This window comes from Janibacter zhangyanbonis (genome assembly GCF_050507325.1).
Classification (GTDB): Bacteria; Actinomycetota; Actinomycetes; order Actinomycetales; family Dermatophilaceae; genus Janibacter.
Genome location: NZ_CP191481.1, coordinates 1,043,686 through 1,067,119, shown reverse-complemented (window position 1 = coordinate 1,067,119; position 23,434 = coordinate 1,043,686). Strand labels below are relative to the sequence as shown.

The 23,434-nt window shown below is 71.4% G+C and carries 17 protein-coding genes; 9 read left to right on the top strand and 8 right to left on the bottom strand.

Annotation, left to right across the window (positions count from 1 at the left end; all coding sequences use genetic code 11):
• Positions 1-28: 28 nt before the first annotated feature.
• Positions 29-1,177 (bottom strand): PucR family transcriptional regulator, encoded by a 1,149-nt coding sequence (locus tag ACQBJO_RS05260; RefSeq protein ID WP_255185711.1) that lies wholly within the window; start codon positions 1,175-1,177, stop codon positions 29-31.
• Between the two features lie 86 nt (positions 1,178-1,263).
• On the opposite strand from ACQBJO_RS05260, the gene ACQBJO_RS05255 reads away from it, so the two are divergent.
• The 8 genes from ACQBJO_RS05255 to ACQBJO_RS05220 all read left to right on the top strand — a co-directional run bounded on the left by ACQBJO_RS05255 (position 1,264) and on the right by ACQBJO_RS05220 (position 8,574).
• The gene (locus tag ACQBJO_RS05255; RefSeq protein ID WP_255185710.1) at positions 1,264-1,803 is read left to right on the top strand and encodes a hypothetical protein; all 540 of its coding nucleotides are present in this window, start codon (positions 1,264-1,266) and stop codon (positions 1,801-1,803) included.
• Entirely contained in the window at positions 1,800-2,849 is a 1,050-nt protein-coding gene (locus ACQBJO_RS05250; protein WP_421006904.1) for an acyl-CoA dehydrogenase, read from the top strand. The genes ACQBJO_RS05255 and ACQBJO_RS05250 overlap by 4 nt, the downstream gene beginning before the upstream one ends.
• A 71-nt stretch (positions 2,850-2,920) precedes the next feature.
• Positions 2,921-4,210 carry a PIG-L family deacetylase gene (locus ACQBJO_RS05245; protein WP_421006905.1) on the top strand — a complete coding sequence of 430 codons (1,290 nt, stop codon included), beginning with the start codon at positions 2,921-2,923 and terminating at the stop codon, positions 4,208-4,210.
• Complete coding sequence (locus ACQBJO_RS05240) at positions 4,207-4,905, top strand: glycosyltransferase (RefSeq protein ID WP_421006906.1); 699 nt, start codon at positions 4,207-4,209, stop codon at positions 4,903-4,905. Before ACQBJO_RS05245 ends, ACQBJO_RS05240 begins: the two co-directional genes overlap by 4 nt.
• Entirely contained in the window at positions 4,905-5,987 is a 1,083-nt protein-coding gene (locus ACQBJO_RS05235) for a glycosyltransferase (protein ID WP_421006907.1), read from the top strand. The genes ACQBJO_RS05240 and ACQBJO_RS05235 overlap by 1 nt, the downstream gene beginning before the upstream one ends.
• Positions 5,984-7,027, top strand: a complete 1,044-nt coding sequence (locus ACQBJO_RS05230) for a glycosyltransferase (protein ID WP_255185705.1) — start codon at positions 5,984-5,986, stop codon at positions 7,025-7,027. Before ACQBJO_RS05235 ends, ACQBJO_RS05230 begins: the two co-directional genes overlap by 4 nt.
• Entirely contained in the window at positions 7,020-7,865 is an 846-nt protein-coding gene (locus tag ACQBJO_RS05225; RefSeq protein ID WP_421006908.1) for a glycosyltransferase family 2 protein, read from the top strand. Before ACQBJO_RS05230 ends, ACQBJO_RS05225 begins: the two co-directional genes overlap by 8 nt.
• A 31-nt stretch (positions 7,866-7,896) precedes the next feature.
• On the top strand, positions 7,897-8,574 hold the full coding sequence (locus tag ACQBJO_RS05220) for a response regulator transcription factor (protein ID WP_255185703.1): 678 nt from the start codon (positions 7,897-7,899) through the stop codon (positions 8,572-8,574).
• A gap of 286 nt (positions 8,575-8,860) precedes the next feature.
• On the opposite strand, the gene ACQBJO_RS05215 is transcribed toward ACQBJO_RS05220, so the two are convergent.
• Both ACQBJO_RS05215 and ACQBJO_RS05210 read right to left on the bottom strand, forming a co-directional pair.
• A complete protein-coding gene (locus tag ACQBJO_RS05215) occupies positions 8,861-10,042 on the bottom strand; it encodes a zinc-dependent alcohol dehydrogenase (protein ID WP_421006909.1) in 1,182 nt (393 codons plus the stop codon).
• Between the two features lie 24 nt (positions 10,043-10,066).
• On the bottom strand, positions 10,067-12,172 hold the full coding sequence (locus tag ACQBJO_RS05210) for a catalase (RefSeq protein WP_421006910.1): 2,106 nt from the start codon (positions 12,170-12,172) through the stop codon (positions 10,067-10,069).
• Positions 12,173-12,403: 231 nt separating this feature from the next.
• On the opposite strand from ACQBJO_RS05210, the gene ACQBJO_RS05205 reads away from it, so the two are divergent.
• Positions 12,404-15,823: a proline dehydrogenase family protein gene (locus ACQBJO_RS05205; protein ID WP_421006911.1), complete on the top strand. Its 3,420-nt coding sequence runs from the start codon at positions 12,404-12,406 to the stop codon at positions 15,821-15,823.
• A gap of 119 nt (positions 15,824-15,942) precedes the next feature.
• On the opposite strand, the gene cimA is transcribed toward ACQBJO_RS05205, so the two are convergent.
• From cimA to ilvD, 5 genes are all read right to left on the bottom strand, one after another.
• Positions 15,943-17,523: a citramalate synthase gene (gene cimA / locus ACQBJO_RS05200; protein ID WP_421006912.1), complete on the bottom strand. Its 1,581-nt coding sequence runs from the start codon at positions 17,521-17,523 to the stop codon at positions 15,943-15,945.
• Between the two features lie 353 nt (positions 17,524-17,876).
• A complete protein-coding gene (locus ACQBJO_RS05195; RefSeq protein WP_421006913.1) occupies positions 17,877-18,680 on the bottom strand; it encodes an HAD family hydrolase in 804 nt (267 codons plus the stop codon).
• A 29-nt stretch (positions 18,681-18,709) separates the two neighbouring features.
• Positions 18,710-19,810 carry a branched-chain amino acid aminotransferase gene (locus ACQBJO_RS05190; protein ID WP_421006914.1) on the bottom strand — a complete coding sequence of 367 codons (1,101 nt, stop codon included), beginning with the start codon at positions 19,808-19,810 and terminating at the stop codon, positions 18,710-18,712.
• 63 nt (positions 19,811-19,873) lie between these two features.
• Positions 19,874-20,920 carry a 3-isopropylmalate dehydrogenase gene (locus ACQBJO_RS05185; RefSeq protein WP_421006915.1) on the bottom strand — a complete coding sequence of 349 codons (1,047 nt, stop codon included), beginning with the start codon at positions 20,918-20,920 and terminating at the stop codon, positions 19,874-19,876.
• A 257-nt stretch (positions 20,921-21,177) separates the two neighbouring features.
• Complete coding sequence (gene ilvD, locus ACQBJO_RS05180; RefSeq protein WP_421006916.1) at positions 21,178-23,022, bottom strand: dihydroxy-acid dehydratase; 1,845 nt, start codon at positions 23,020-23,022, stop codon at positions 21,178-21,180.
• Positions 23,023-23,434: the final 412 nt, after the last annotated feature.

Sequence of the window (23,434 nt, the reverse complement as noted above, 5' to 3'; positions counted from 1 at the left end):
GGCTGCATTGCCCTACGGCAATGCAGCCTCAGGGGCGCAGGACGAGCAGGCCGAGGTGCAGCTCGAGGCGGTCGCGACCACGGGAGAGGTCGAGTCCGGTCACGGACTCGATCCGCCGCAGCCGCGCGTAGACGCTCTGGCGGTGCAGGCCGAGGCGAGCCGAGGTGATGCCGACTGAGCAACCCTCCTCGAGATGGACCCAGGCGGTCTCGACGAGCTCTGGTGCGGCCGCGAGCAGTTCCGCGACCGCGGGGGTGCGCACCGCCTCGAGCAGGTCGTCGCCGGCCGTCGTGCCGAGCAGGCGCTCGATGCCGAGGGACGACCACGCATGGACTCGCGCGGCGGCGCACTGGCCGGGCGGGTCAGGGGTGGACGGACGCACGACGCGCAGGGCGGCGCGCCCTTCGCGCAGGGAACGTGCCACATCCACCAGCGGCACGAGATCGCCCACCCCGGCGACGACGTGCTCCTCCACGACCCGACCGAGGGTGCGCAGGGCCGACTCGGCAGCGTCATGGACCTCCAGGTCCGTCGCCGCCGGGACGACGAGCACGAGGTCGCCCGAGCGCTCGGCGACGCCGATACGACGCGGCAGACCTCCAGGCCCGTGCACCTCGTCGACCCGCAGCCGGACACCGGGCGCTGCGCCCAGGACGACGACCGCGGCCCGGGCGCCGGGGTCCACGGCCAGCTCGTCGGCCAGCTCGCGGGCGGGGCCGCTGCGCGAGCCCGCTTCCGCGTCGAGCAGGTCGAGGACGAGACGCTCGGTCTCGCGGCGACGGGAGGTGAGCCGGGCCAGGTGCTCCCCCGCCTGGTCGGCGAGCACCGTTGCGGCACGGACCCGGTCGGTCGTCAGCCCCTCGGGGGGCTCGACCGCCCACAGGTAGCCCTGGGTGACCCCTCTCCACCGTGCAGGCAGGCACAGCCGCGCCTGCGTGCCACGTTCCGGGTCGCCGGGCACGTGGACCGGCGCGCTCGCCCGCGCGATGCCGAAGCTCTCGAACCACTCACGGGTGCGCGGGCGCGCTCCGCGGGAGAGCACCGTCTCGGCCCGCACGCTGTCGACGTCACCGGCGTGCGCGGCGAAGGCAAGCAGCCGGAAACGACGGTCCTCCAGGGTCACCGGGGCGAGGAGGATCGCGGATGCCTCGTCGACGAGGTCCTGCACATCGGCCATCGGACAAATGTAGGCGGAGCGGCCCACTGCACCAGGCCACCCTTAGGGGTGGTGCAGCCCGAGCCCGCCCTCCCTACTGTCGAGAGATGACGATCTACAGCACCACTGTCCGGGCCGCGCACCTTGTCACCAACGCCGCCTGGTTCGGCGGCTCGCTCATGGGCGCCGTCGCTCTCAACCCCGCATCACGAGTGGGCGACAGCGCTCAGGAGCGCTCCCGCATCGCCGACGAAGGGTGGACCTCGTGGGGACCTGTGCAGGCCGGCGCGATCGGCGTGCACCTCCTGAGCGGGCTGGCGATCGTCGCCGACAACAAGCGGCGCGTCGCGGTCCACCCACCGACCACAGCTGCAGTCGTCGTGAAGACGGCTCTCACCGGCATCGCGCTGGTCGCGAGCGCCGCCGCGTATCGCGAGGGCGCCCGGCTCGGTCGCGCCCAAGAGGCCGGCGACCGGGACCCGGAGTCGGCCCAGCGCGTCCGCGACCTCTCTGCCCGTATGCGCTGGCTCCAGTGGGCCACCCCGATGGCGACGGGCGGCCTGCTCGTCCTGGACGCCGCCCTCGGCGAGCAGCAGCGTGGTCCGGCTGGTCTCCTCGATCGCGCGTCGTCGCTGCGACGTTCATGACGACCAGCACCGCCGCCTCGCGGCCCTTCAGCTTCTTGGCTTGGGCGGACCAGGACCTCGTCCTTGCAGCCCGCGATGTGGCGGCAGACATCCCGGCGGCACTGTCGCTGGCGATCGACCTGAGCCCGCTCTCCTCCCACCTGGGGACGAGCACGTGGTCCTACCTGCGATCCCTAGGCTCCCTCGGCGCCGGCGATCTCACCGTCGCCCGGGTCGTCGAGCCGCACCTCGATGCGCTGAGCATCCTGGAGCAGGCGGCCGACGCACACCCTGGCGCCGACGTGACCGTCAGCGCACCACGGGGCAGCACCTGGGGCGTCTACGCGGCCCACTCCCCGGACACCCATCTGGACGCCACCCGCTCGGATGCGGGCTGGCGTCTGTCGGGGAGCAAACCGTGGTGCTCGCTCGCGGCCCACGTCAGCCACGCAATCATCACCGCGCACGTGTCCGACGAGCGGCGGCAGGCCTTCGCCGTCGACCTGTCGCACCCCGGCGTCCGACGGGACGACGCGTCCTGGGCATCGCGCGGGCTCGTGGACGTGCGCAGCACCGGCCTGGACCTGCACGACGTCCCCGCGACCCCCGTCGGCCCGGCCGGGTGGTACCTGACCCGACCGGGATTCGCGTGGGGTGGGGTCGCCGTGGCGGCCGTGTGGTTCGGAGCTGCGGCAGCCCTCGCGCAGCGCGTGCTCGACGCTGCATGTCGTCGGGAGCCCGACCAGATCGCGACCTGGCACCTCGGTCGCCTCGACCGGGCTCTGCGGGCCGCCGAGCTCGAGCTGCGGGCGGCAGCCGCCGCGATCGACGCGGGGACGGCCGCGGGTGCGGCGGGCGCCTTCATGGCCGCCCGCGCCCGCGACGCGGCGGCGTCCGCCGCCCACGTCTGCCTGACCGAGGTGGCTCGGGCGCTGGGGCCGGCTCCGCTGACCTTCGACGAGGAGCACGCCCGTCGGGTCGCGGACCTCACCGTCTACGTCCGGCAGCACCATGGCGACCGCGACCTGGCGCGCACCGGAGCGATGCTCGTCGAAGCCGCACGATGACCACCCGGACACCACGCCTGGACCACCCCGACGGCGAGTTGCGGTGGGTGGGCGACCCTCGATGGTCATCGGTGACGACACCCACGACGCGTGCCGTCATCGGCCACCACCACCACCTGCTCGTCGTGGCAGCCCACCCGGACGACGAGTGCTTGGGCGCCGGGGCCTTCATCGCCGATGCCGCCGCGCTCGGCGTGGACGTGACGCTGCTGATCCTGACCAGCGGGGAGGCGTCGCACCCTCGCTCCTCCACGGTGAGCCGTGAGGACCTGGGTGCTCGTCGGCGCGCCGAGGGCGAGCGAGCCGCCGCTGAACTCGCGCCGGCCGCACACGTCGTGCACGTCGGGCTCCCCGACGGCGGCCTCGCTGAGCGCCAGGAGGAGATCTCGGCTGCCGTCGCCTCCTTCTGCTCCACGGGCACCCTCGTCCTGGCCCCGTGGACGTCGGACGGACACCCCGATCATGACGCTGCTGGTCGCGCAACCCGCACCGCGGTCCTCTCCCGGACGTCTGCCGGAGAGGCGGGGGTCAGCCTGGCCCACTACCTGGTGTGGTTCTGGCACTGGAGCGAACCCGACCTGCTGCCGTGGTCGGACCTCGTCGCCGTCGACGCGACCCTGGACGCCCAGTCCCGTCGCACGCGGGCGGTCCGGCGGCATCACAGCCAGGTCCAGCCGCTCTCGACGGCCGCGGGTGACGAGGCCTTGCTGACGGACGCAGTGCTGGCGCCGACCGTGCGTGGCTTCACCACCCTGGTCCTGTCCGAGCGCGGCAACCTGCGCCCCGATGCGCCAAGTTCGCAGCGACCCGCCACGTTTGACGCGATGTTCGACTGCGGCGAGGACCCCTGGTCGAGCGACACCTGGTACGAGCGGCGCAAACGTGCCCTGACCACTGCCGTCCTGCGACGCGAGCGGTACGAACGGGTGCTCGACCTCGGTTGCTCCACGGGTACGCTCACGCGCGACCTCGCGTCGCGGTCCGGTGACGTCGTGGCGATCGACGTCAGTCAGCGCGCACTCGACATCGCTGCTCGCGACGCACCGAGCGGCCTGACCTGGATCAGGGGCGAGGCCCCTTCCATCATCACCGAGCTGAGCGGACCCTTCGACCTCGTGGTGATGTCCGAGGTCGGCTACTTCCTCACGCCCTTCGAGCTGTGGCTCACCCTCGGCGGTCTCATCGAGCGGCTCGCTCCCGGCGGTGAGCTCGTCCTGGTGAGTTGGCGGCACGCGACCCGCGAGATCCCCTTGGACGGCCCCCGCGTGCACGCTCAGGTCCGCGCCGTGTGTGACCGCTGGTCGGTGGTCACCCTCGTCGAGGAGGACGTCCTCATCGACGTCTACGAGGCGTCCCGATGATCCGCGCCCTGCACGTCGTCGTTCCCGCACGCAACGAGGAGGTGCTGCTCCCCGAGGCACTGGCCAGCATCGACGCCGCTCGGCGCCGGGCGAGCATCGTCCATCCCGAGGTGATGATCGACGTCACGGTCGTGCTCGACCGCTCCGTCGACGGCTCCGCGTCGGTCGTCCGCCGAGCGGGTGTCCGCAGCCTCAGCGTCGACCACGGAAATGTCGGCGCCGCCCGACGCAGTGGGGCCACCGCTGCCCTGAGAACCGCCACGGCCCTTCAGGTCGGTGTCGATGACCTCTGGCTCGCCTCGACCGATGCCGACACCGTCGTCCCCCCGCACTGGCTGGTCGGACACATCGACCTCTCCCGGACTCATGACGCGGTCATCGGCACCGTCGAGCCGCGCGGTCTGACCGACTCCCGCGTGCTGATGGAATGGCGCGCCCGGCACCACCTGGTCGAAGGGCACCCTCACGTGCACGGCGCCAACCTGGGCCTGCGTGCGAGCACCTACCTCGCCATCGGAGGGTTCCGCGCGATGGCGAGCGACGAGGACGTCGACCTCGTGCGGCGCATCCGCGCTCACACGCCGTCATGGGTGGCGACGGACACGGTGCGAGTGTCCTCCTCGGCCCGTCGGACCGGTCGGTGCCACGGTGGTTTTGCGGGGTACCTCACCGACCTCGAGGACGAGGTGGGCTAGTGCGCATCGCCATGCTCGCCACCTCGCGTCACCCCGTCGCCGAGCCCTATGCCGGTGGCCAGGAGTCGCACACTGCGCTGCTGGCGCGCGGACTGCGCGAGCTCGGGCACCACGTCCGGATGTACGCGCCCGCGGGCAGCGACCCCGGTGTCGCCGACGAGCTCGTCCCTTATCGCGGTCTGCCCGACCTCAGTGCCGTGGCCGCGCTCGACCCCCAGTTGCCCGAGCCCGATTTCCTGCGCGACCACGCGGCCTTCACCGCGGCTGTCGTCGACCTCCTCGCCAGGCCCGTCGACGTGGTCCACAACCAGAGCCTGAACTTCCTCCCGCTGGCTTTCAGCCCAGCGGTGGCCGCACCACTGGTGACGACACTGCACACTCCCCCCTTCCCCTGGATGGAGCTCGGGGTCGCCCTGGCGAGCCCGCGCGTCGAGTACGTCTGCGTCAGCCGCACCAACGCGGCAGACTGGAGCACGCTGCCCACCCGCCCGAGGGTCATCCACAACGGGGTCGACGACGACGGCGGCGGCTCGGGCGCAGGGGGCGACGACCTGGTGTGGGTCGGCCGCCTGACGCACACCAAGGGATGCGACCTCGCCATCTCCGCCGCGCGACGAGCCGGGAGGCGTCTGACCATCGTCGGCCCGGTGAGCGAGCGGGCGTGGTTCGACGACGTCATCGCGCCCCAGCTCGACGATCGTGTGAGGTACGCCGGACATCTGCCGCACTCCGAGTTGGCCGCGCTCGTGCGCGCCAGCGCGGCGACCTTGGTCACCCCGCGATGGGAAGAACCCTTCGGCCTCGTCGCGGCGGAGTCCGCCACGTGGGGAACCCCGGTCATCGCTCTGGATCGGGGTGGTCTCGCAGAGTTCGTCACCCCAGAGATCGGCGTTCTCGTGAGTGCCCGGGGGGACGCCGACAGCATCGTCCGGGGACTGAGTGACGGCGTGGACGCAGCGGCTTCGCTCCCCCGCGAGGGCGTTCGCCTCGCCGCCCTGAGGGACCTGGGCTGGGAGCGGATGGTGCACGAGTACGCGAGCCTGTACCGCGAGCTCGTCGGCTCGGGACGAGGCCGAGCGTGAAGGTCGGCTGGTACGTGCACCACCACGGCTCCGGGCACCGCACCCGAGCGATGATCGTGGGCCGTCGGCTGGCCACGGACGGGGTCGATGTGACCCTCCTCGGCTCAGAGCTGGACCAGGCCGCCACGCGAGCCGCCGGACTCGAGTCCGTGCTACTGGCCCACGACGCTCCTCTCGCAGAAGGCACATCGGCCAGCGACGCCGACGTGACGATGCGCGGCCTCATGCACTGGGCACCGTTGGGTCACCGGGGATTCAGCGAGCGCATGACGACCATCGCACGGTGGATCCAGGTGCACCAGCCCGACGTCGTCGTCGTAGACGTCTCGTGCGAGGTGACCGTGCTCGTCCGGCTCCTCGGTGTCCCGGTCATCGTCGTGGCACAGCCGGGACTGCGGCACGACGCGCCGCACCACAGCGCTCTGGCCGCAGCCACCGCCGTTCTCGCCCCATGGCCGGAGTGGGCCCACACGCAGCTGTGGTCGACCGGGACGTCCGCCGCCCGCGTCGTGGCCGTGGGAGGACTCGCCCGCAGCCCGCGCGCAGCCATCGCCTCGGCAGACCGGCACCGGACGAACGCCTGGGACGGCGTGCGTCGCGCCAGGGGTCTCATCCTCTCGGGCTCCGAGGGATTCGACCGGGGAGACCTGCCGATGACCATCGTCCGCTCGGCCCCACACCTCGACTGGCAGGTCGCGGGCGGAGACGTCTGGGTCCCCGACGTGCGCAGCCTGATCGCTCGCGCGGACGTCGTGGTCACACACGGCGGGCAGAACGCCGTGGCTGACGTCGCCGCCGCCGGTGTGGCGGCATTGGTCGTGCCACAGCGCCGGCCCCACGACGAGCAGGACCACATGGCCGCGACCCTCGACGCCGCAGGTCTCGCGACCGCGGTCCGGCCCGAGGACCTCGACACGATCGACTGGGCCTGCGCGCTCGACACGGCCTTGGCGCGAGGCGGCCAGGGGTGGGTGCGGTGGGAGTGCGCAGGTGCCGTCGAGCGGGCGGCCGCACTGGTCGAGGCGGTGGCCGGTGGCTGAGCACATCGTGATCGTGACCGTCGTCCACGGTCGGCACGCGCACCTGCGCGAGCAGCGCAGGATCCTGCGCGACGTCTCCCCCGGGATGCCGCACATCATCGTGGCCATGGACGACCACGCCATCGACGACGTCGTCGCTGGTCAGCCGAGCGTGACCGTCATGCACGTCGAGCGCGATCCTCGCGGTCTCCCCCTCGCGCGGGCACGCAACATCGGGGTGCGGGCAGCGCTGCGCTCCGGCGCGGACCTGGTGGTCCTGCTCGACGTGGACTGTGTGCCCGGACCACGTCTGGTGAGCTCGTACGAGAGCGCTGCCGAGAGAGTTCCTCAGGCCCTGCTCTGCGGACCGGTGACCTACCTCGACGAAGGCGTCCGGGTCCCGGACGACGCCCGCCGGCTCGACGACCTGACCGACCCCCACCCCGCCCGGCCGGCACCATCGCCCGGCACGATCCAGCGCGACGGCTCGCACGAGCTCTTCTGGTCATTGAGCTTCGCGGTGAAAGCGTCCACCTGGGACCTGTTGGGAGGCTTTGCCGAGGAGTACGTCGGCTACGGGGCCGAGGACACCGACCTCGGTCGGGTCGCCCGCGAGCGAGGTGTCGAGCTGGTCTGGGTCGGAGGCGCCCATGCCTACCACCAGCATCACCCGGTGTCACGGCCGCCGGTCGAGCACCTCGTCGACATCGTGCGCAATGCATCGATCTACTGGCGACGTTGGCACGAGTGGCCCATGTCGGGGTGGCTCGACGAGTTCGAAAGGCAGGGCCGCATCATCCGTCGTCCCGGCGAGATCGTGCTCGTCGCGAGGGCGGACGGTCACGAGACCCGAGCCTGACTCAGTCGGTAGCCGCGGTTATGGTCAGGGCATGAGCGCCCCTGCACGTGGCCCCTTGAGGGTCGCCCTGATCAACGATCACGAGCTGATCATCCAAGGAGTCGCCGCCATGCTCGAGCCCTACGCCGACGTCGTCAGGGTCGTCGAGCTGGATGCAGGGACCACGGTCGCTCAACCGGTCGACATCGCGCTGTACGACACCTACGCCCGCACCGGGTTCGACGGTGACGACCTCGACGTCTTGTGCGCCGCCCCCCACATCGGGCAGGTGGTCCTCTTCACCTGGCATCTCTCCGAGGAGCTCATCGAGTCAGCTCGGGCCCGCGGGGTCACCTCCGCGATCTCCAAGTCGGTCGGCGCGGAGGATCTCGTCATGGAGCTGACCAGGGCTCACGAAGGGCATCTGCGGGTCATCCCCTTCGAGCCGGACCCCACGCTCCCCACCAACTCCTGGCCCGGCCGCGCGGCGGGCCTGACGCCTCGTGAGTCAGAGATCATCGCTCTCGTGACCGCCGGGCTGAGCAACAACGCCATCGCGGAGCGGACGTACCTGAGCATCAACTCGGTCAAGTCCTACATCCGCTCCGCGTACCGGACGATGGGCGTGGACAGCCGGAGCCAAGCCGTCCTCTGGGGGATCGACAACGGCATGGCCCCGACACGCAAGCGGATCGTCCTCGAGGCGCCGCCCACGCCCGCCGACTACTGACCCGACGCGCTGCGCGCTGCGGGCCCTTCGCCCGGATCGATCGGGTTGAGCCGGCGCGCGGCGCGAGACCGTGTACCGGCCTGCCCACCCACGACAGGGGTGTGAGCTCGATCGGCGAGCGACCGGCCAGCACCGCGTCGACGAGTCGTCGAGCGGCCCTCTGCGCCGGGATCGAGAGGAGCAGGACGGACAGGCACAGGTGGATCGGCCCGCCCAGCGTCAGGTCGATCGCGGCCACAGCCACGAGTGGCCGAGGCCCGTGAGGCCCCGGCCACTCGTGCTGCGGTCACGGCTTCAGCACGACCTTGATGCAGCCGTCCTGCTTCTTCTGGAACATCGAGTAGGCGTCAGAGGCCTGCGTCAGCGGCAGGCGGTGGGTCGCAAACGCCTCGAGACCGAGGGGGTCGCCGTCCTCGAGCACGAGCGGCATGATGTCGTCGATCCACCGCTTGACGTGGCACTGGCCCATGCGCAGAGCCAGACCCTTGTCGAAGATCTCCATCATCGGCAGGGGGTCGGCCATCCCGCCGTAGACCCCGCTCACCGAGACCGTGCCCGAACGTCGGACGGCGCCGATCGCCGTGCGCAGTGCGGCGAGGCGGTCGATGCCGACCGTCTTCATCATCGGCTTGGCCAGGACATCCGGGACCAGGCCGACGGCCTTGATGGCGGTCTCGGCCACTGGTGCGCCGTGGGCCTCCATCCCGACCGCGTCCAGGGAGCCGTCGACCCCGCGGCCGTCGGTGAGCTCGCGGATCGCTCCGGGCACGTCATCGGTCTCGTCGGTGTTGATGACTGTCGCGCCGTACTGGCGCGCCCGTGCCAGCCGTTCCGGCACGTTGTCCACGCCTATGACCTGCAGGCCACGGTGGGTCGCGATGGCGACCGCCATCAGGCCGACTGGTCCCAGCCCGATGACGGCGAGGCTGCCCCCGTTGGGCACGTCGGCGTACTCCACCCCCTGCCAGGCGGTCGGGAGGATGTCGGAGAGGTACAGGAACCGCTCGTCGGCCACGCCCTCGGGGACGAGGATCGGGCCGAACTGTGCCTGCGGGACGCGCAGGTACTCCGCCTGGCCCCCCGGGACGGAGCCGTAGAGCTCGGTGAAGCCGAAGAGCGAGGCCCCCATGCCCTGATCGCGCACCTGCGTGGTCTCGCACTGGGCCATGAATCCGCGTTGGCACATCCAGCAGTGCCCGCACGAGATGTTGAAGGGGACGACGACCCGGTCGCCCACCGAGATGTGGGTGACCTCCGACCCCACCTCCTCGACGATGCCCATGGTCTCGTGGCCGAGGATGTCTCCCTTCGACAGAAAGGGACCGAGTGGGTCGTAGAGATGGAGGTCGGATCCGCAGATCGCGGTCGAGGTGACACGGATGACCGCGTCGGTCGGGCGCTCGATCCGAGGGTCGGGGACGTCGTCAATGCGGACGTTGCTTCGGCCTTGCCAGGTGAGTGCCTTCATGTGGTGCCTCTCTGTCGTGGTGCCTCAGGCGTCGAGGTCGCGGTCCCATTGGCGTGGTCCGGCGATCCTCGACAGGAATGTCGTGTTGTCGTTGGCCGTGTCCAGGCCCAAGCAGGCCGCGTCGAGCTTGTCGCTGAGACCGGCCGCCGCGACGAGAGCATCGGTGGCGCCGCCGAGCCCGATGACCTTGTAGTGGTTGAAGGCGTCGGTGAGGAAGTCACGCGCTGCTGGCTCGTCGGCCAGGACGGCTCCACCGTCGGGCCCTGTCAGGACGGCGATCGCGTCGTACAGCACCGAGGGGGCACCGGCGACGGCCTGCGTCGCCTCGAGCAGCGAGTCGTCGGACAGCGTGGCGCCCCCGACGGCCTTGGCGACGACCTCGCAGATGCCGCCTGCCTTCGTCACGGCCTTGCGCAGACGCTTGACCGCGGCCGCGTCCGCGCCGTCGCCGACCAGCAGCCCCAGCTTGCGGCCGGCGAAGGTCTCCTTGGCGTTGGCGAGGATGCTCAGAGGGGGGCTCGGCGGCAGATCCCTGATGGGCTCCGCGGCCGGGACGGAGGCCTCCGGGAGGGGCATCCGCAGGCCCGCGGCCACGCCAGCGGCGAGGTCCTCGTCGACATTGCGCAGGTTGGCGATCATCCGTGACCTGATGGCCGGGATCTCGCACTTGCCCAGCTCGAAGGTGTACGCGAGGACGATGTGCTCCTGCTCGACCGGAGTCTGGCTGACGTAGAACTGCCGGGCCTGGCTGTAGTGATCGGCGAAGGACGCGCTGCGCACGCGCCGGGTCTGGCCCTCGACCTCGTCGGGGAAGGGTTGCTGCCCCTGCGCACCCACCTCGCGCGGCCCTCGGTCCTCGCCGCTGAAGGAGTTCGGCTCGTAGGCCGCCCGACCAGGCTGCGGTGACATCTGCATGTGACCGTCGCGCTGGAAGTGAGCGACGGGGCACCGGGGCGCGTTGACCGGCAGCTGGCTGAAGTTGGTGCTGCCGAGCCTCTTCAGCTGGGTGTCGAGGTAGGAGAAGTTGCGGCCCTGGAGCAGGGGGTCGTTGCTGAAGTCGATGCCCGGCGGCACGTTCTGCGTCATGAAGGCGACCTGCTCGACCTCGGCGAAGACGTTGTCGACGAGCCGGTTCAGGGTCATCGTGCCGACAGCCCGGACCGGGATGAGCTCCTCGGGGATGAGCTTGGTCGCGTCGAGGACGTCGAAGTCGAACTCGTCGGCGAAGGCGTCGTCGAAGACCTGCACACCCAGCTCCCACTGCGGGAAGTCGCCGGCGGTGATGGCGTCGAAGAGGTCGCGGCGGTGGAAGTCGGGGTCGGCGCCGTTGATCTTGACCGCCTCGTTCCAGACCACGGACTGCATGCCCAGCACGGGCTTCCAGTGGAACTTCACGAAGGAGCTGTCGCCGGCGTCGTTGATGAAGCGGAAGGTGTGGACACCGAAGCCCTCCATCATGCGGAAAGAGCGCGGGATGGCTCGGTCCGACATCTGCCACAGCGTCATGTGGGTCGACTCGGGCATGAGCGAGGCGAAGTCCCAGAAGGTGTCGTGGGCGCTCTGCGCCTGCGGGAAACCGCGGTCCGGCTCCTCCTTGACTGCGTGGACCAGGTCGGGGAACTTCACGGCGTCCTGGATGAAGAAGACCGGGATGTTGTTGCCGACGAGGTCCCAGTTGCCCTCGTCGGTGTAGAACTTCGTGGCGAACCCGCGCACGTCCCGCGCGAGGTCGAAGGAGCCGAGGTTGCCAGCCACGGTGGAGAAACGGACGAAGGTCTCGGTCTTCTTGCCGGCCGAGGCGAAGATGCTGGCACGCGTGATGTCGGCGAGCGACTCGTGGCACTCGAAGACCCCGTGAGCTCCGTAGCCACGCGCGTGGACCACTCGCTCGGGGATGCGCTCGTGGTCGAAGTGGAAGAGCTTCTCGCGGAACGCGTGGTCGGACATGAGGGTCGGACCACGCTCACCCGCTCGCAGTGAGTTGTTGTCGTCCTCGATCGGGACGCCGTGCGCCGACGTCATGACCGGGCTATCGCCGCCTGCTCGCTGGTGGGTCTCGCCGCCGGCCCCGACGCGGTCGTGGGCAGGTGCATCCGCGTCGTGGGAGGTGGTGCGCTTCGTCGTGGGCATCGAGATGAGCTCCTCAGGCTGGCGACGTTGAGCAGACCCGTGGCCGGGTCGACGTCTCCCTTCGACGCTAGGCACGGGGTGCCCGAGGCACTACCTCCCAAGGGGTGGAGACAGGGCGCGTCTCACACAGGCCCGCCGACCGTGCCGATCAGACAGATGTATGTCGATGGACGGCTTGGGGCAAACATCTGGCTGTGGTCATCGCCACGTCGCGCGCCTACCGTCGAGAGCATGACGACGACTCCCTCCCTGACGGACCCGGCCACTGCCGCCTTCGCCCCCTTCGTCGAGGACGCGGTGCGTCTCGCGGACCGCTGGGCCGCCGCCGCCCACGCCGGCGAGACGAAGCGTGAGGCGCAGTCGACCGGTCAGCTCGCCGCGCTCCTGTCCGACCACGCCGGCCTCGACATGGCGGTCTTCTTCGTCGACCGCGTCGCGCGGCCGGAGGACGACCGCGTCGCTGCCAACGCGCTCAGCCGGATCACCGCGTCCGACTCGGCCTCCTTCCTCGGCCCGGTCGACCGCGGTCTGCTCGGGCTCGGCGCCCGCGCTGCCAAGATCGCGCCGAAGGTCGTCGTGCCCGCCGCCCGCGCCCGGATGAAGCAGATGGTCGGCCACCTGCTCGTCGACGCCCGCGACCCGCGTCTGGGCAAGCACCTGGCGAAGGCCCTCGAGGACGGGTTCCGCCTCAACATCAACCTCCTCGGCGAGGCCGTGCTCGGCGAGGGCGAGGCCGCCAGCCGCACCGAGCGCACCCGCGAGCTGCTCGAGCGCCCCGACGTCGACTACGTCTCGATCAAGGTCTCCTCGCTCGTCAGCCAGATCAGCACGTGGGACACCGAGGGCACCGTCGAGCGCTGCCTGACCCGGCTGCGCCCGCTCTACGAGACCGCGAAGTCGTCCAGCCCGCACTCCTTCGTCAACCTCGACATGGAGGAGTACCGCGACCTCGAGATGACCATCGAGGTCTTCACCCGGATGCTCTCCGAGCCGCAGTTCCACGACCTAGAGGCCGGCATCGTCCTGCAGGCCTACCTGCCCGACGCGCTGCCCGCCCTCGAGCGGCTCATCGACTTCGCCGTCGCCCGTCGCGCCGCCGGTGGCGCCCCGATCAAGGTGCGTCTCGTCAAGGGCGCCAACCTCGCGATGGAGCGCGTCGAGGCCGTCATGCACGGCTGGGAGCAGGCGCCCTACACGACCAAGGCCGACGTCGACGCCAACTACCTGCGCTGCGTCGAGCGCGCCCTGCGCCCCGACGCCGTCGGCGCGCTGCGCATCGGTGTCGCCTCGCACAACCTCTACGACGTCGCCGCGGCGCACCTGCTCGCGACCGACCGCGGGGTGCAGGACAGCCTCGACATCGAGATGCTCCAGGGCATGTCGCCGGCGCAGGCCCGCGCGGTGCGCGACGCGGTCGGCACGGTCATCCTCTACACGCCGGTCGTCGCCCCCGAGGACTTCGACGCCGCCGTCTCCTACCTCGTGCGCCGCCTCGAGGAGAGCGCCTCCCCGGAGAACTACATCCACGCCTTCTTCTCCGAGGATGCCGCGGCGATCCCCGACCAGGAGGCCCGCTTCCGGGCGAGCGTCGAGGCCATCGGCGACACCCCTGTCGGCCCGCGCCGCTCCGCCGAGCGCCCGCCGATCGGTGACACCTTCGACAACACGCCCGACTCCGACGCCGCCCTGCCCGGCCACCGCGCGTGGGCCGCCCGCGCCGTCGCCGCGGCCCGGCCGGAGCCGACCTCCCCGCACCTGACGAGCACCGCCGCGGTCGACGAGGTCGTCGCCACGGCGCGCACCGCGCACGCGGGCTGGGCGGCTCGCCCCGCCGCCGAGCGGGCGGACCTGCTGCGCAAGGCCGCTCGCGAGATCGACTCCCGGCGCGAGCAGATCCTCGCGGTCATGGCCACCGAGGCCGGCAAGACCGTCGCCGAGGCCGACCCCGAGATCTCCGAGGCGGTCGACTTCGCCCGCTACTACGCCGACCGGGCCCTCGAGCTCGAGGACGGGGCCATGGTCGACGGGGCGAGCTTCATCCCCTTCGCCCTGACGCTCGTGACACCGCCGTGGAACTTCCCCGTCGCCATCCCGATCGGTGGCGTCCTCGCGGCCCTGGCCGCCGGGTCCTCGGTCGTCATCAAGCCCGCCCCGCAGACGCCCGTGTGCGTCGAGGTCACCGTCGCCGCCCTGCACGACGCCGGCATCCCGCGCGAGGTGCTGCACGTCGTGCGCACCGACGAGGACGAGGTCGGCCAGCACCTCGTCGCGCACGAGGACGTCGACGCCGTCGTGCTCACCGGCGCGAGCGAGACCGCACGGCTCTTCGCCGGCTGGCGTGCCGGGCGCGAGCACGGCGCCCGCGTCCTCGGCGAGACCTCCGGCAAGAACGCCCTGGTCATCACCCCCTCCGCCGACATCGACCTCGCGGTCGCCGACCTCGTCAGCTCGGCCTTCGGTCACGCGGGCCAGAAGTGCTCGGCCGCCTCCCTCGGCATCCTCGTCGGCTCCATCGCCGACAGCCCGCGCTTCCGCCGTCAGCTCGTCGACGCCGTCGAGTCGATCGCCGTCGGCTGGCCCGCCGACCTCGGCACCCGCATGGGTCCGGTCATCGAGGCGCCGACCGGCAAGCTGCGTCGTGCCCTCACGACGCTCGAGCCGGGTGAGACCTGGCTCGTCGAGCCGCGCCAGCTCGACGACACCGGCCGGCTGTGGTCGCCGGGCGTCAAGGACGGCGTGCGCCCGGGCTCCTTCTTCCACCTCACCGAGGTCTTCGGCCCGGTCCTCGGGCTGATGCGCGCCGACTCTCTCGACGAGGCGATCGAGCTGCAGAACGCCACCGACTTCGGCCTCACCGGCGGCCTGCACAGCCTCGACGAGGGCGAGATCGCCCACTGGACCGAGGCGGTCGCCGTCGGCAACGCCTACGTCAACCGGCACATCACCGGCGCCATCGTGCGCCGCCAGTCCTTCGGCGGGTGGAAGGCCAGCTCGATCGGCCCCGGCGCCAAGGCCGGCGGCCCCAACTACATCGCCCAGCTCGGCACGTGGACGGGCAACGGCCTGCCGACGAAGGGGGCGCCCGTCGCCTCCGCCGTGCGCAGCACCGTCGACGCCCAGCTCGCGACCCTCGGCTCGTCCGTCAGCGACGACGAGCGGGCCTGGCTCGACGCGGCACTCGCCAGCGACGCGTCCGCGTGGGACGACGAGCTCGGCGTCGAGCACGACGAGAGTGCCCTCGTCGTGGAGTCCAATGTCTTCCGCTACCGCCCGCACCCGCGGGTGCTCGTGCGCGCCGGCGACGGCACGCGGGTCGTCGAGCTGCTGCGCCTCGTCGCCGCGGCGACGCTCACCGGCGCCCACGTCGTCGTCTCGGCGGCTCCGGGCCTCGACCTGCCGAGCAGCATCGGGCACGTGCAGGTCGTGCGCGAGGACGACGCGGCCTTCGTCGCCCGCGCCTCCCGCAGTGCCGACGCGCGCGTCCGCGCGATCGGTGCGGTCACCCCGACGCTCGTCGACGAGCTCGTCGCCGCAGGCGTCGACGTCATCACCGGCGAGGTCCTGGCCACGGGACGACGTGAGGTCCTCCCCTTCGTCCGGGAGCAGGCGGTGAGCACCACCCGTCACCGCTTCGGCCACGTGGCGGGCTGACCCGCCGCCCCACCGGCCCCACCGGCCCAACGATTTCCGGGTGACCCGTGAAACTGCCCCTTCGCAAGAGTTTGAAACTCTTGCGAAGGGGCAGTTTCCCTTGCTCAGTGACCCCGCGGTCAGCGCACCGGTACACCCGCGCGCATCAGGCCATAGGTGATGCCGTCGACGAGCGCCTCCCACGAGGCCTCGACGATGTTGGGCGCGACGCCGACCGTCGTCCACGACGTGTGCTCGTCGCTGTGCTCGATGAGCACCCTGGTCGTCGCGTCGGTGCCGTGGGCGGCGTCGAGGATGCGCACCTTGTAGTCGATGAGCTCGATCTGCTCGACCTCGGGATAGACGGTGACGAGGGCCTGCCGCAGGCCCTGGTCAAGGGCGTTGACCGGACCATTGCCCTCCCCCGTCGCGACGAGCCGCTGACCGCCGGCGACCGCCTTGACCGTCGCCTCCGAGAGGGCGTCGTCGCCACCACGGGCGTCGATCATGATCCGCCAGGACTCGACCTGCGCGTACTCGAGCGCCTCCTCCTGCAGCTCGCGCCGCAGCAGGAGCTCGAAGCTCGCGTCGGCCGCGTCGAAGGTGTAGCCCCGCTGCTCGAGCTCCTTGACCTTCGCCAGCACGCGGGTCAGGGCCGCGTCGTCGCCGGCGAGGTCGACGCCGAACTCCCGGCTCTTGAGCTCCACGGTCGCCCGCCCGGCCATGTCGGAGACGAGCATGCGCATGTCGTTGCCGACGTCCTTGGGCTCGATGTGCTGGTAGAGGTCGGGGTCGACCTTGATCGCGCTCGCGTGCAGCCCGGCCTTGTGCGCGAAGGCCCCCGAGCCGACATAGGGCTGCCGGGAGAAGTGCGGGAAGTTGGTCACCTCGCTCACCGCGTGCGCGATCCGGGTGGCGTCCTGCAGCCGGTAGGGCTCGACAAGGTCCATGCCGAGCTTGAGCTGGAGGTTGGCGACGACGGTGATGAGGTCGGCATTGCCGGTGCGCTCGCCGTAGGCGTTGACCGTGCCCTGGACGTGGTCGGCGCCGGCCTCGACGGCAGCCATCGTGTTGGCGACGGCGCACCCGGTGTCGTTGTGGCAGTGGATACCCAGCCGCGCACCGGTCGCCTCGATGACGTCGGCGACGGCGTCGCGCACCTGCCCGGGCAGCATGCCGCCGTTGGTGTCGCACAGCGCGATGACCTCGGCGCCGGCCTCGTGGGCGGCGCGCACGCAGGCGAGGGCGTAGTCGCGGTCGAGCTGGTAGCCGTCGAAGAAGTGCTCCCCGTCGACCATGACCGTGCGCCCCTGGGCGCGCAGGTGGGCGACGGTGTCGGTGATCATCGCGAGGTTTTCCTCGCGGGTCGTGCGCAGCGCGCGCTCGACGTGGCCGGGGTGCATCTTCGCCACGAGGGTGATGACCTCGGCGCCGGAGTCGAGCAGCGCCTGCACCTGCGGGTCGGTGGCGGCGGAGCCGCCGGCCTTGCGCGTCGCGCCGAAGGCAGCGAGGGTCGCGGAGTGCAGCTCCAGCTCGGTACGGGCCCGGCGGAAGAACTCGGTGTCGTTGGGGTTGGCCCCGGGCCAGCCCCCTTCGATGTGGGTCACGCCCAGCTCGTCGAGGTGACGGGCGATGGTCAGCTTGTCCCCGACGGAGAGGTTGATCCCCTCCTGCTGGGCGCCGTCGCGCATCGTCGTGTCGTAGACGTGGAAGCCGTGCATGTGGATCTCTCGCTTCGGACGAAGGGAGGCGTGCTCGCCTCCTCGAGGAGTGTGACACCTGCTCGTCGCGCCCGTCCGTGGCGGGGGTGATGCTCCGGACCCGTCCGCTGGTCTCGTCCCCTGCCCGAGAAAAGCGAAAGACCCCCCGGGTGTGGGAGGTCCGCGCGACGAGCAGGTGGCTCGTCGCGCCTAGATAATGAGCTCGGCTGCGGTGGCAGCTCGGGTCGTCATCTGGGGCATCACCCGACCACCATGGCACCGTCCCACGAGTCGGTCATCCCGCGTCCGCCCTGCGAGACGCTCGCAGCCCTTCGACACGGCGCTGGCGCGCCTCCTCAGGAACCGCGAGCCCCTCAGGGACCGGATGGACGCAGGAGCCCCTCGAGCACCTGGGCGACCCCGTCCTCGTCGTTGGCCAGGGCGCGGTCGGTGGCGGCGGCGAGGACGTCGTCGTGGGCATTGGCCACGGCGAAGGAGCGCCCCGCCCAGGTGAGCATCGGCAGGTCGTTGGGCATGTCGCCGAAGGCCCACACCTCCCCCGCGTCGATCCCGAGCTCCGCGCACCAGCCGGCGAGTGCGGCGGCCTTGGTGACCCCCTTCGCCGAGACCTCGGCCAGGCCACCGGCGCCGCTGAAGGCGACGACCGCACGGTCGCCGACGATCTCGGTCACCGCGACGATGAACTCCTCGTCGTCGAGGTGAGGGTTGCGGGCGAGGAGCTTGCCGACGCCGGCGTCGGTGAGGTGCTCGATGGCGTGCGTCGTGACGAGCTCCTCGGGGTGGTCGTGGATCGCGGCGAACATGCTCTCCGCGGCGAGCCCGCTGTGCCTCTCGGCGGCGAAGCCGGTGCCCGGCAGCTGCTCCCGCAGGTCGCGCACGACCTCGGTGACGACCTCGCGCGGGATCGAGCGCACCCCGAAGACCCGCCGCTCGGCGACGTCGTAGCGGAAGGCGCCGTTGCCGCACAGGGCGACCCCTCGCGTGCCGACGACATGCGCGAGCTCGTCGAGCCAACGGGGCGGGCGGGCCGTGACGAGCACCGTCTCGAGACCCGCGTCGGCGACGGCACGAAGGGCGTCGACCGAGCGGGCGGAGACGGTCCCGTCACTGCGCAGGAGGGTGCCGTCGAGATCGGTGGCGATGAGGCGAGGGGTCACCTGGCTACCTCGGTGCGGTGCTGAGGTGCTCAGACGAGGCGGGTCATCCAGCCGCGGGTGTCCTCGGCGACGCCGTACTGGATGTCGAGCAGGCTCTGGCGGATGGTGCGGGTCATCTCGCCACCGCCCTCGCCACCGGTGGACGGGGCCGAGCCGCCGGCCCAGCGCAGCTCGCCGACCGGGGTGACGACGGCGGCGGTGCCGCAGGCGAAGATCTCGGTGATCTCGCCGGAGGCGACGCCCTCCTTCCACCAGTCGATCTCGATGCGCGACTCCTCGGGCGTCAGACCGAGGTCGGGCGCGAGCGCGAGGATCGAGTCGCGGGTGACGCCCTCGAGGATCGAGCCGGTGAGCGCGGGGGTGCGCAGGCGGCCGTCCTTGGTGACGAAGAAGAGGTTCATCCCGCCGAGCTCTTCGATGTAGGTGTGCGTCGAGGAGTCGAGGAAGACGGCCTGGTCGCAGCCCTGGGCCTGACCCTCGAGCTGGCCGGCGAGCGAGGAGGCGTAGTTGCCACCGCACTTGGCGTCGCCCGTGCCGCCCTCGCCGGCGCGGGCGTAGTCCTGGCTGACCCAGAGGTTGACCGGCTTGAGGCCGCCGGAGAAGTAGGCGCCGGCGGGGCTGGCGATGACCGAGAAGGTCACCTCGTTGGCCGGGCGCACCCCGAGGAATGCCTCGGAGGCGAACATGAAGGGCCGCAGGTAGAGGCTCGTCTCCCCCGTGCCGTAGGCGGGGACCCACGTCTCGTCGGCCTGGACGAGCGCGCGGATCGCCCCGACGAAGTCCTCCTCCGGCAGCACGGGCAGCGCGAGCCGCTCGCAGCTGCGGGCCATGCGGGCCGCGTTGCGGTCGGGGCGGAAGGTCCACACCGAGCCGTCTTCGTGGCGGTAGGCCTTCATCCCCTCGAAGACTTCCTGCGCGTAGTGCAGGACGGCCGCGGCGGGGCTCAGCTGCAGCGGACCGAAGGCCCGCACCTGCCCGTCGTGCCAGCCCTCCCCCTTCGTCCACGTGGCCACGGCCATGTGGTCGGTGAAGGTCGAACCGAAGCCGGGGTTGGCCAGGACGGCCTCGCGGTCGGCGTCAGGAAGGGGGGCGTCGCTGCGGGTGGTCGTGAAGGTCAGCTCGGCGGTCATCTGGGGTACGTCTCCTCGGGGGTGCGGGTCTGCTCGCAGGGTAGTCCCACCATGTGGGACACGTCATACGCGGGCAGCGATGGCATCCCCGATCTGGCTCGTGGACCGCTCCCCCGCGCGCTCGGCGAGGTCGCCGGCGACGGCGGCCTCGATCCGCTGGGCGTCGTCGGCGAGGCCGAGGTGGTCCAGCAGCATCGCCGCGGAGAGGATCGCGGCGGTCGGGTCGGCCTTGCCCTGGCCGGCGATGTCGGGGGCGGACCCGTGGACCGGCTCGAACATGCTCGGGGCCTCGCGGGTGGGGTTGATGTTGCCGCTCGCGGCGAGACCGATGCCGCCGGCGACGGCCGCGGCGATGTCGGTGATGATGTCGCCGAAGAGGTTGTCGGTGACGATGACGTCGAAGCGTGCCGGGTCGGTGGCGAGGAAGATCGTCGCCGCGTCGACGTGCTGGTAGGCGGTCTCGACATCGGGGAACTCCGCGCCGACCTCCTCGACGGTGCGGCGCCACAGGTGGCCGGCGTGGGTGAGCACGTTGTGCTTGTGGACGAGGGTCAGGTGCTTGCGCGGGCGGGCCTGGGCGCGGGCGAAGGCGTCACGCACGACGCGCTCGATGCCGAAGCGGGTGTTGACGCTGACCTCGGTCGCGACCTCGTGCGGGGTGCCGACGCGCAGCGCGCCGCCGTTGCCGACATAGGGGCCCTCGGTGCCCTCGCGGACGACGACGAAGTCGAGTCCCTTGCTCGTCACGTGCTCGGCGAGCGGGCTGGTGACGCCGGGGAAGAGCTTGGCCGGGCGCAGGTTGACGTAGTGGTCGAGCGCAAAGCGAAGGGGGAGCAGCACGCCCCGCTCGAGGACGCCTGAGGGCACGGTCGGGTCGCCGATGGCGCCGAGCAGGATGCCGTCGTGGCCGCGCAGCTCCTCGACGACCGAGTCCGGCAGCGTCTCGCCGGTGCGGTGCCAGCGGGCCGCGCCGAGGTCGTACTCGGTCGTCCGCAGGTCGACACCGCTGGCGCCGAGGACCTTGAGCCCCTCGGCCACCACCTCGGGGCCGATCCCATCGCCCCCGATGACGGCGATGTCGAAGCTGGTCTGCGCTGCGTCGGTGCTCATGGCCTCAGGCTAGGCGCGCGTCCCGACATGTGAAATCCGTGTCCCGGCATGTGGGCGCCGCCTCTGTGGTCCTTCCTTGCCGGTGTGGCGCCTCCGGACGAAGGGAGATGTCGGCGCCCGCCGAAGTCCTTCGATCGTGGAGGAGCGGCAGTTGTCGTGCCCGACTTCGGCTTGATGTGCGCCGACATCTCCCTTCGTCCTGCGGCAGGTGGCCGGCGACGTCCCGGCCCACCTGCGGACCCAAGGGGCAAGAGTGGTCAGTCGACCTTGCGGGCGGCGCCCTTGTCGGCGGACTGGGCGAACTTCGCGAAGATCTTCAGGGCCGGGGTCACCTGGCGGGGCCGGGGGGCGGCGGGTGCCCACCCCTTCGCGTCCTGCTCGGTGCGGCGACGCTGCAGCTCGTCGTCGTCGACGAGCAGGTTGACCCGGCGACCGGGGATGTCGAACTCGATGACGTCACCGTCGCGGACCAGGCCGATCGCGCCACCGGAGGCAGCCTCCGGGGAGACGTGCCCGATCGACAGACCCGACGAGCCACCGGAGAAGCGGCCGTCGGTGATCAGGGCGCACTTGGGGCCGAGGCCGGTGCCCTTGAGGTAGGAGGTGGGGTAGAGCATCTCCTGCATGCCGGGGCCGCCCTTGGGGCCCTCGTAGCGGATGACGACGACCTCGCCCTCCTGCACCTGCTTGGACAGGATCATCTCGACCGCGGCCTCCTGCGACTCGGCGACGCGGGCGGGACCGGAGAAGTTCCACTGGTGCTCGGGCACGCCGGCGGTCTTGACGATGCAACCGTCCGGCGCGAGGTTGCCGTGGAGGACCGCCAGGCCCCCCTCGCTCGTGTAGGCGTGCTCGACGGAGCGGATGCACCCGTCCTCGCTGTCGGTGTCGAGGCTCGCCCACCGGTTGGTGGAGGAGAAGGCCTCGGTCGTGCGCACCCCACCCGGCGCGGCGTGGAAGAGCTCGGTGGCCTTGCTCGTGGCGGCGCCGCTGCGGATGTCCCAGTCGGAGAGCCAGGTCTCGAGGTCGGGGCTGTGCACGGACCGGACGCTCGCGTCGAGCATGCCGCCGCGGTACAGCTCGCCGAGGATCGCGGGGATGCCGCCGGCGCGGTGGACGTCCTCCATGTAGTAGTCACCGCTGTTGGGCGCTACCTTGACCAGGCAGGGGGTGACCCGCGAGAGGGCGTCGATGTCGCTCTGGTCGAAGTCGACCTCGGCCTCCTGCGCCGCGGCGAGCAGGTGGAGGATCGTGTTGGTCGAGCCGCCCATGGCGATGTCGAGGCGCATGGCATTGGCGAAGGCGGGCTTCGTCGCGATCGAGCGCGGCAGCACGGACTCGTCGTCGCCGTCGTAGTAGTCGCGGCACAGGTCGACGACGAGCTTGCCGGCGTCGAGGAAGAGGTCGCGGCGGGCCGAGGCGGTCGCGAGCGTCGAGCCGTTGCCGGGCAGGGAGAGCCCGAGGGCCTCGGTGAGGCAGTTCATCGAGTTGGCGGTGAACATGCCCGAGCAGGACCCGCACGTCGGGCAGGCGGACTGCTCGATCGCGGTGATCTCGTCGTCGCTGACGTTGTCGTCGACGGCCTTGACCATCGCGTCGACGAGGTCGAGCCGGGTGTAGGTCTCGCCGTCGTCGCCGATGATCGCCTTGCCGGCCTCCATCGGGCCGCCGGAGACGAAGACGGTCGGGATGTTCAGCCGCAGCGCGGCCAGGAGCATGCCGGGCGTGATCTTGTCGCAGTTGGAGATGCACACGAGGGCGTCGGCGCAGTGCGCGTTGACCATGTACTCGATGGAGTCGGCGATGACCTCGCGGCTCGGCAGCGAGTAGAGCATGCCGTCGTGGCCCATCGCGATGCCGTCGTCGACGGCGATGGTGTTGAACTCCTTGCCCACTCCCCCGGCCTCCTCGACGGCGCCGGCGACGAGCTGGCCCATGTCCTTGAGGTGCACGTGCCCGGGGACGAACTGGGTGAAGGAGTTGGCGATCGCGACGATCGGCTTGCCGAAGTCCCCTTCGCCCATGCCGGTGGCGCGCCAGAGGGCACGGGCACCGGCCATGTTGCGTCCGTGGGTCGTCGTGCGGGATCGAAGCTGCGGCATGGGATCCACGGTATGCCGCCGGTCCGGAGGTTGATACCGCGTCTCACATGCAGACCGCCCCCGCACCTCGAGGGTGCGGGGGCGGCCCGGTGCTGCGGGCTGCGCTCACTCGCCGCTGTCGCGGCGGTCCAGGCTCTCCTGGAGGGCGCGGCGTGCCTCGTTGGCCTCGTCGCTCATGACGGCTCCTGTGGTCGTGCGGTGGTGCAGGTCAGGCACGACGTGGGTGGGGGTGCCGCGGGTGCGAAGGGGGTGGAGCCGGGTGTGGCGCCGATCGTCCGACGGTACGCGGGCCGGGTGAGTGGACGGAACCCCCGGTCCAGTCGTTGGACGGCCGTCTCGCGGGGTGGGAGCCGACCCCCAGCAGGGTGCCGCCGGGCCACCAACTCTGCAAAACCCTAGGGTCTTGCAGAGT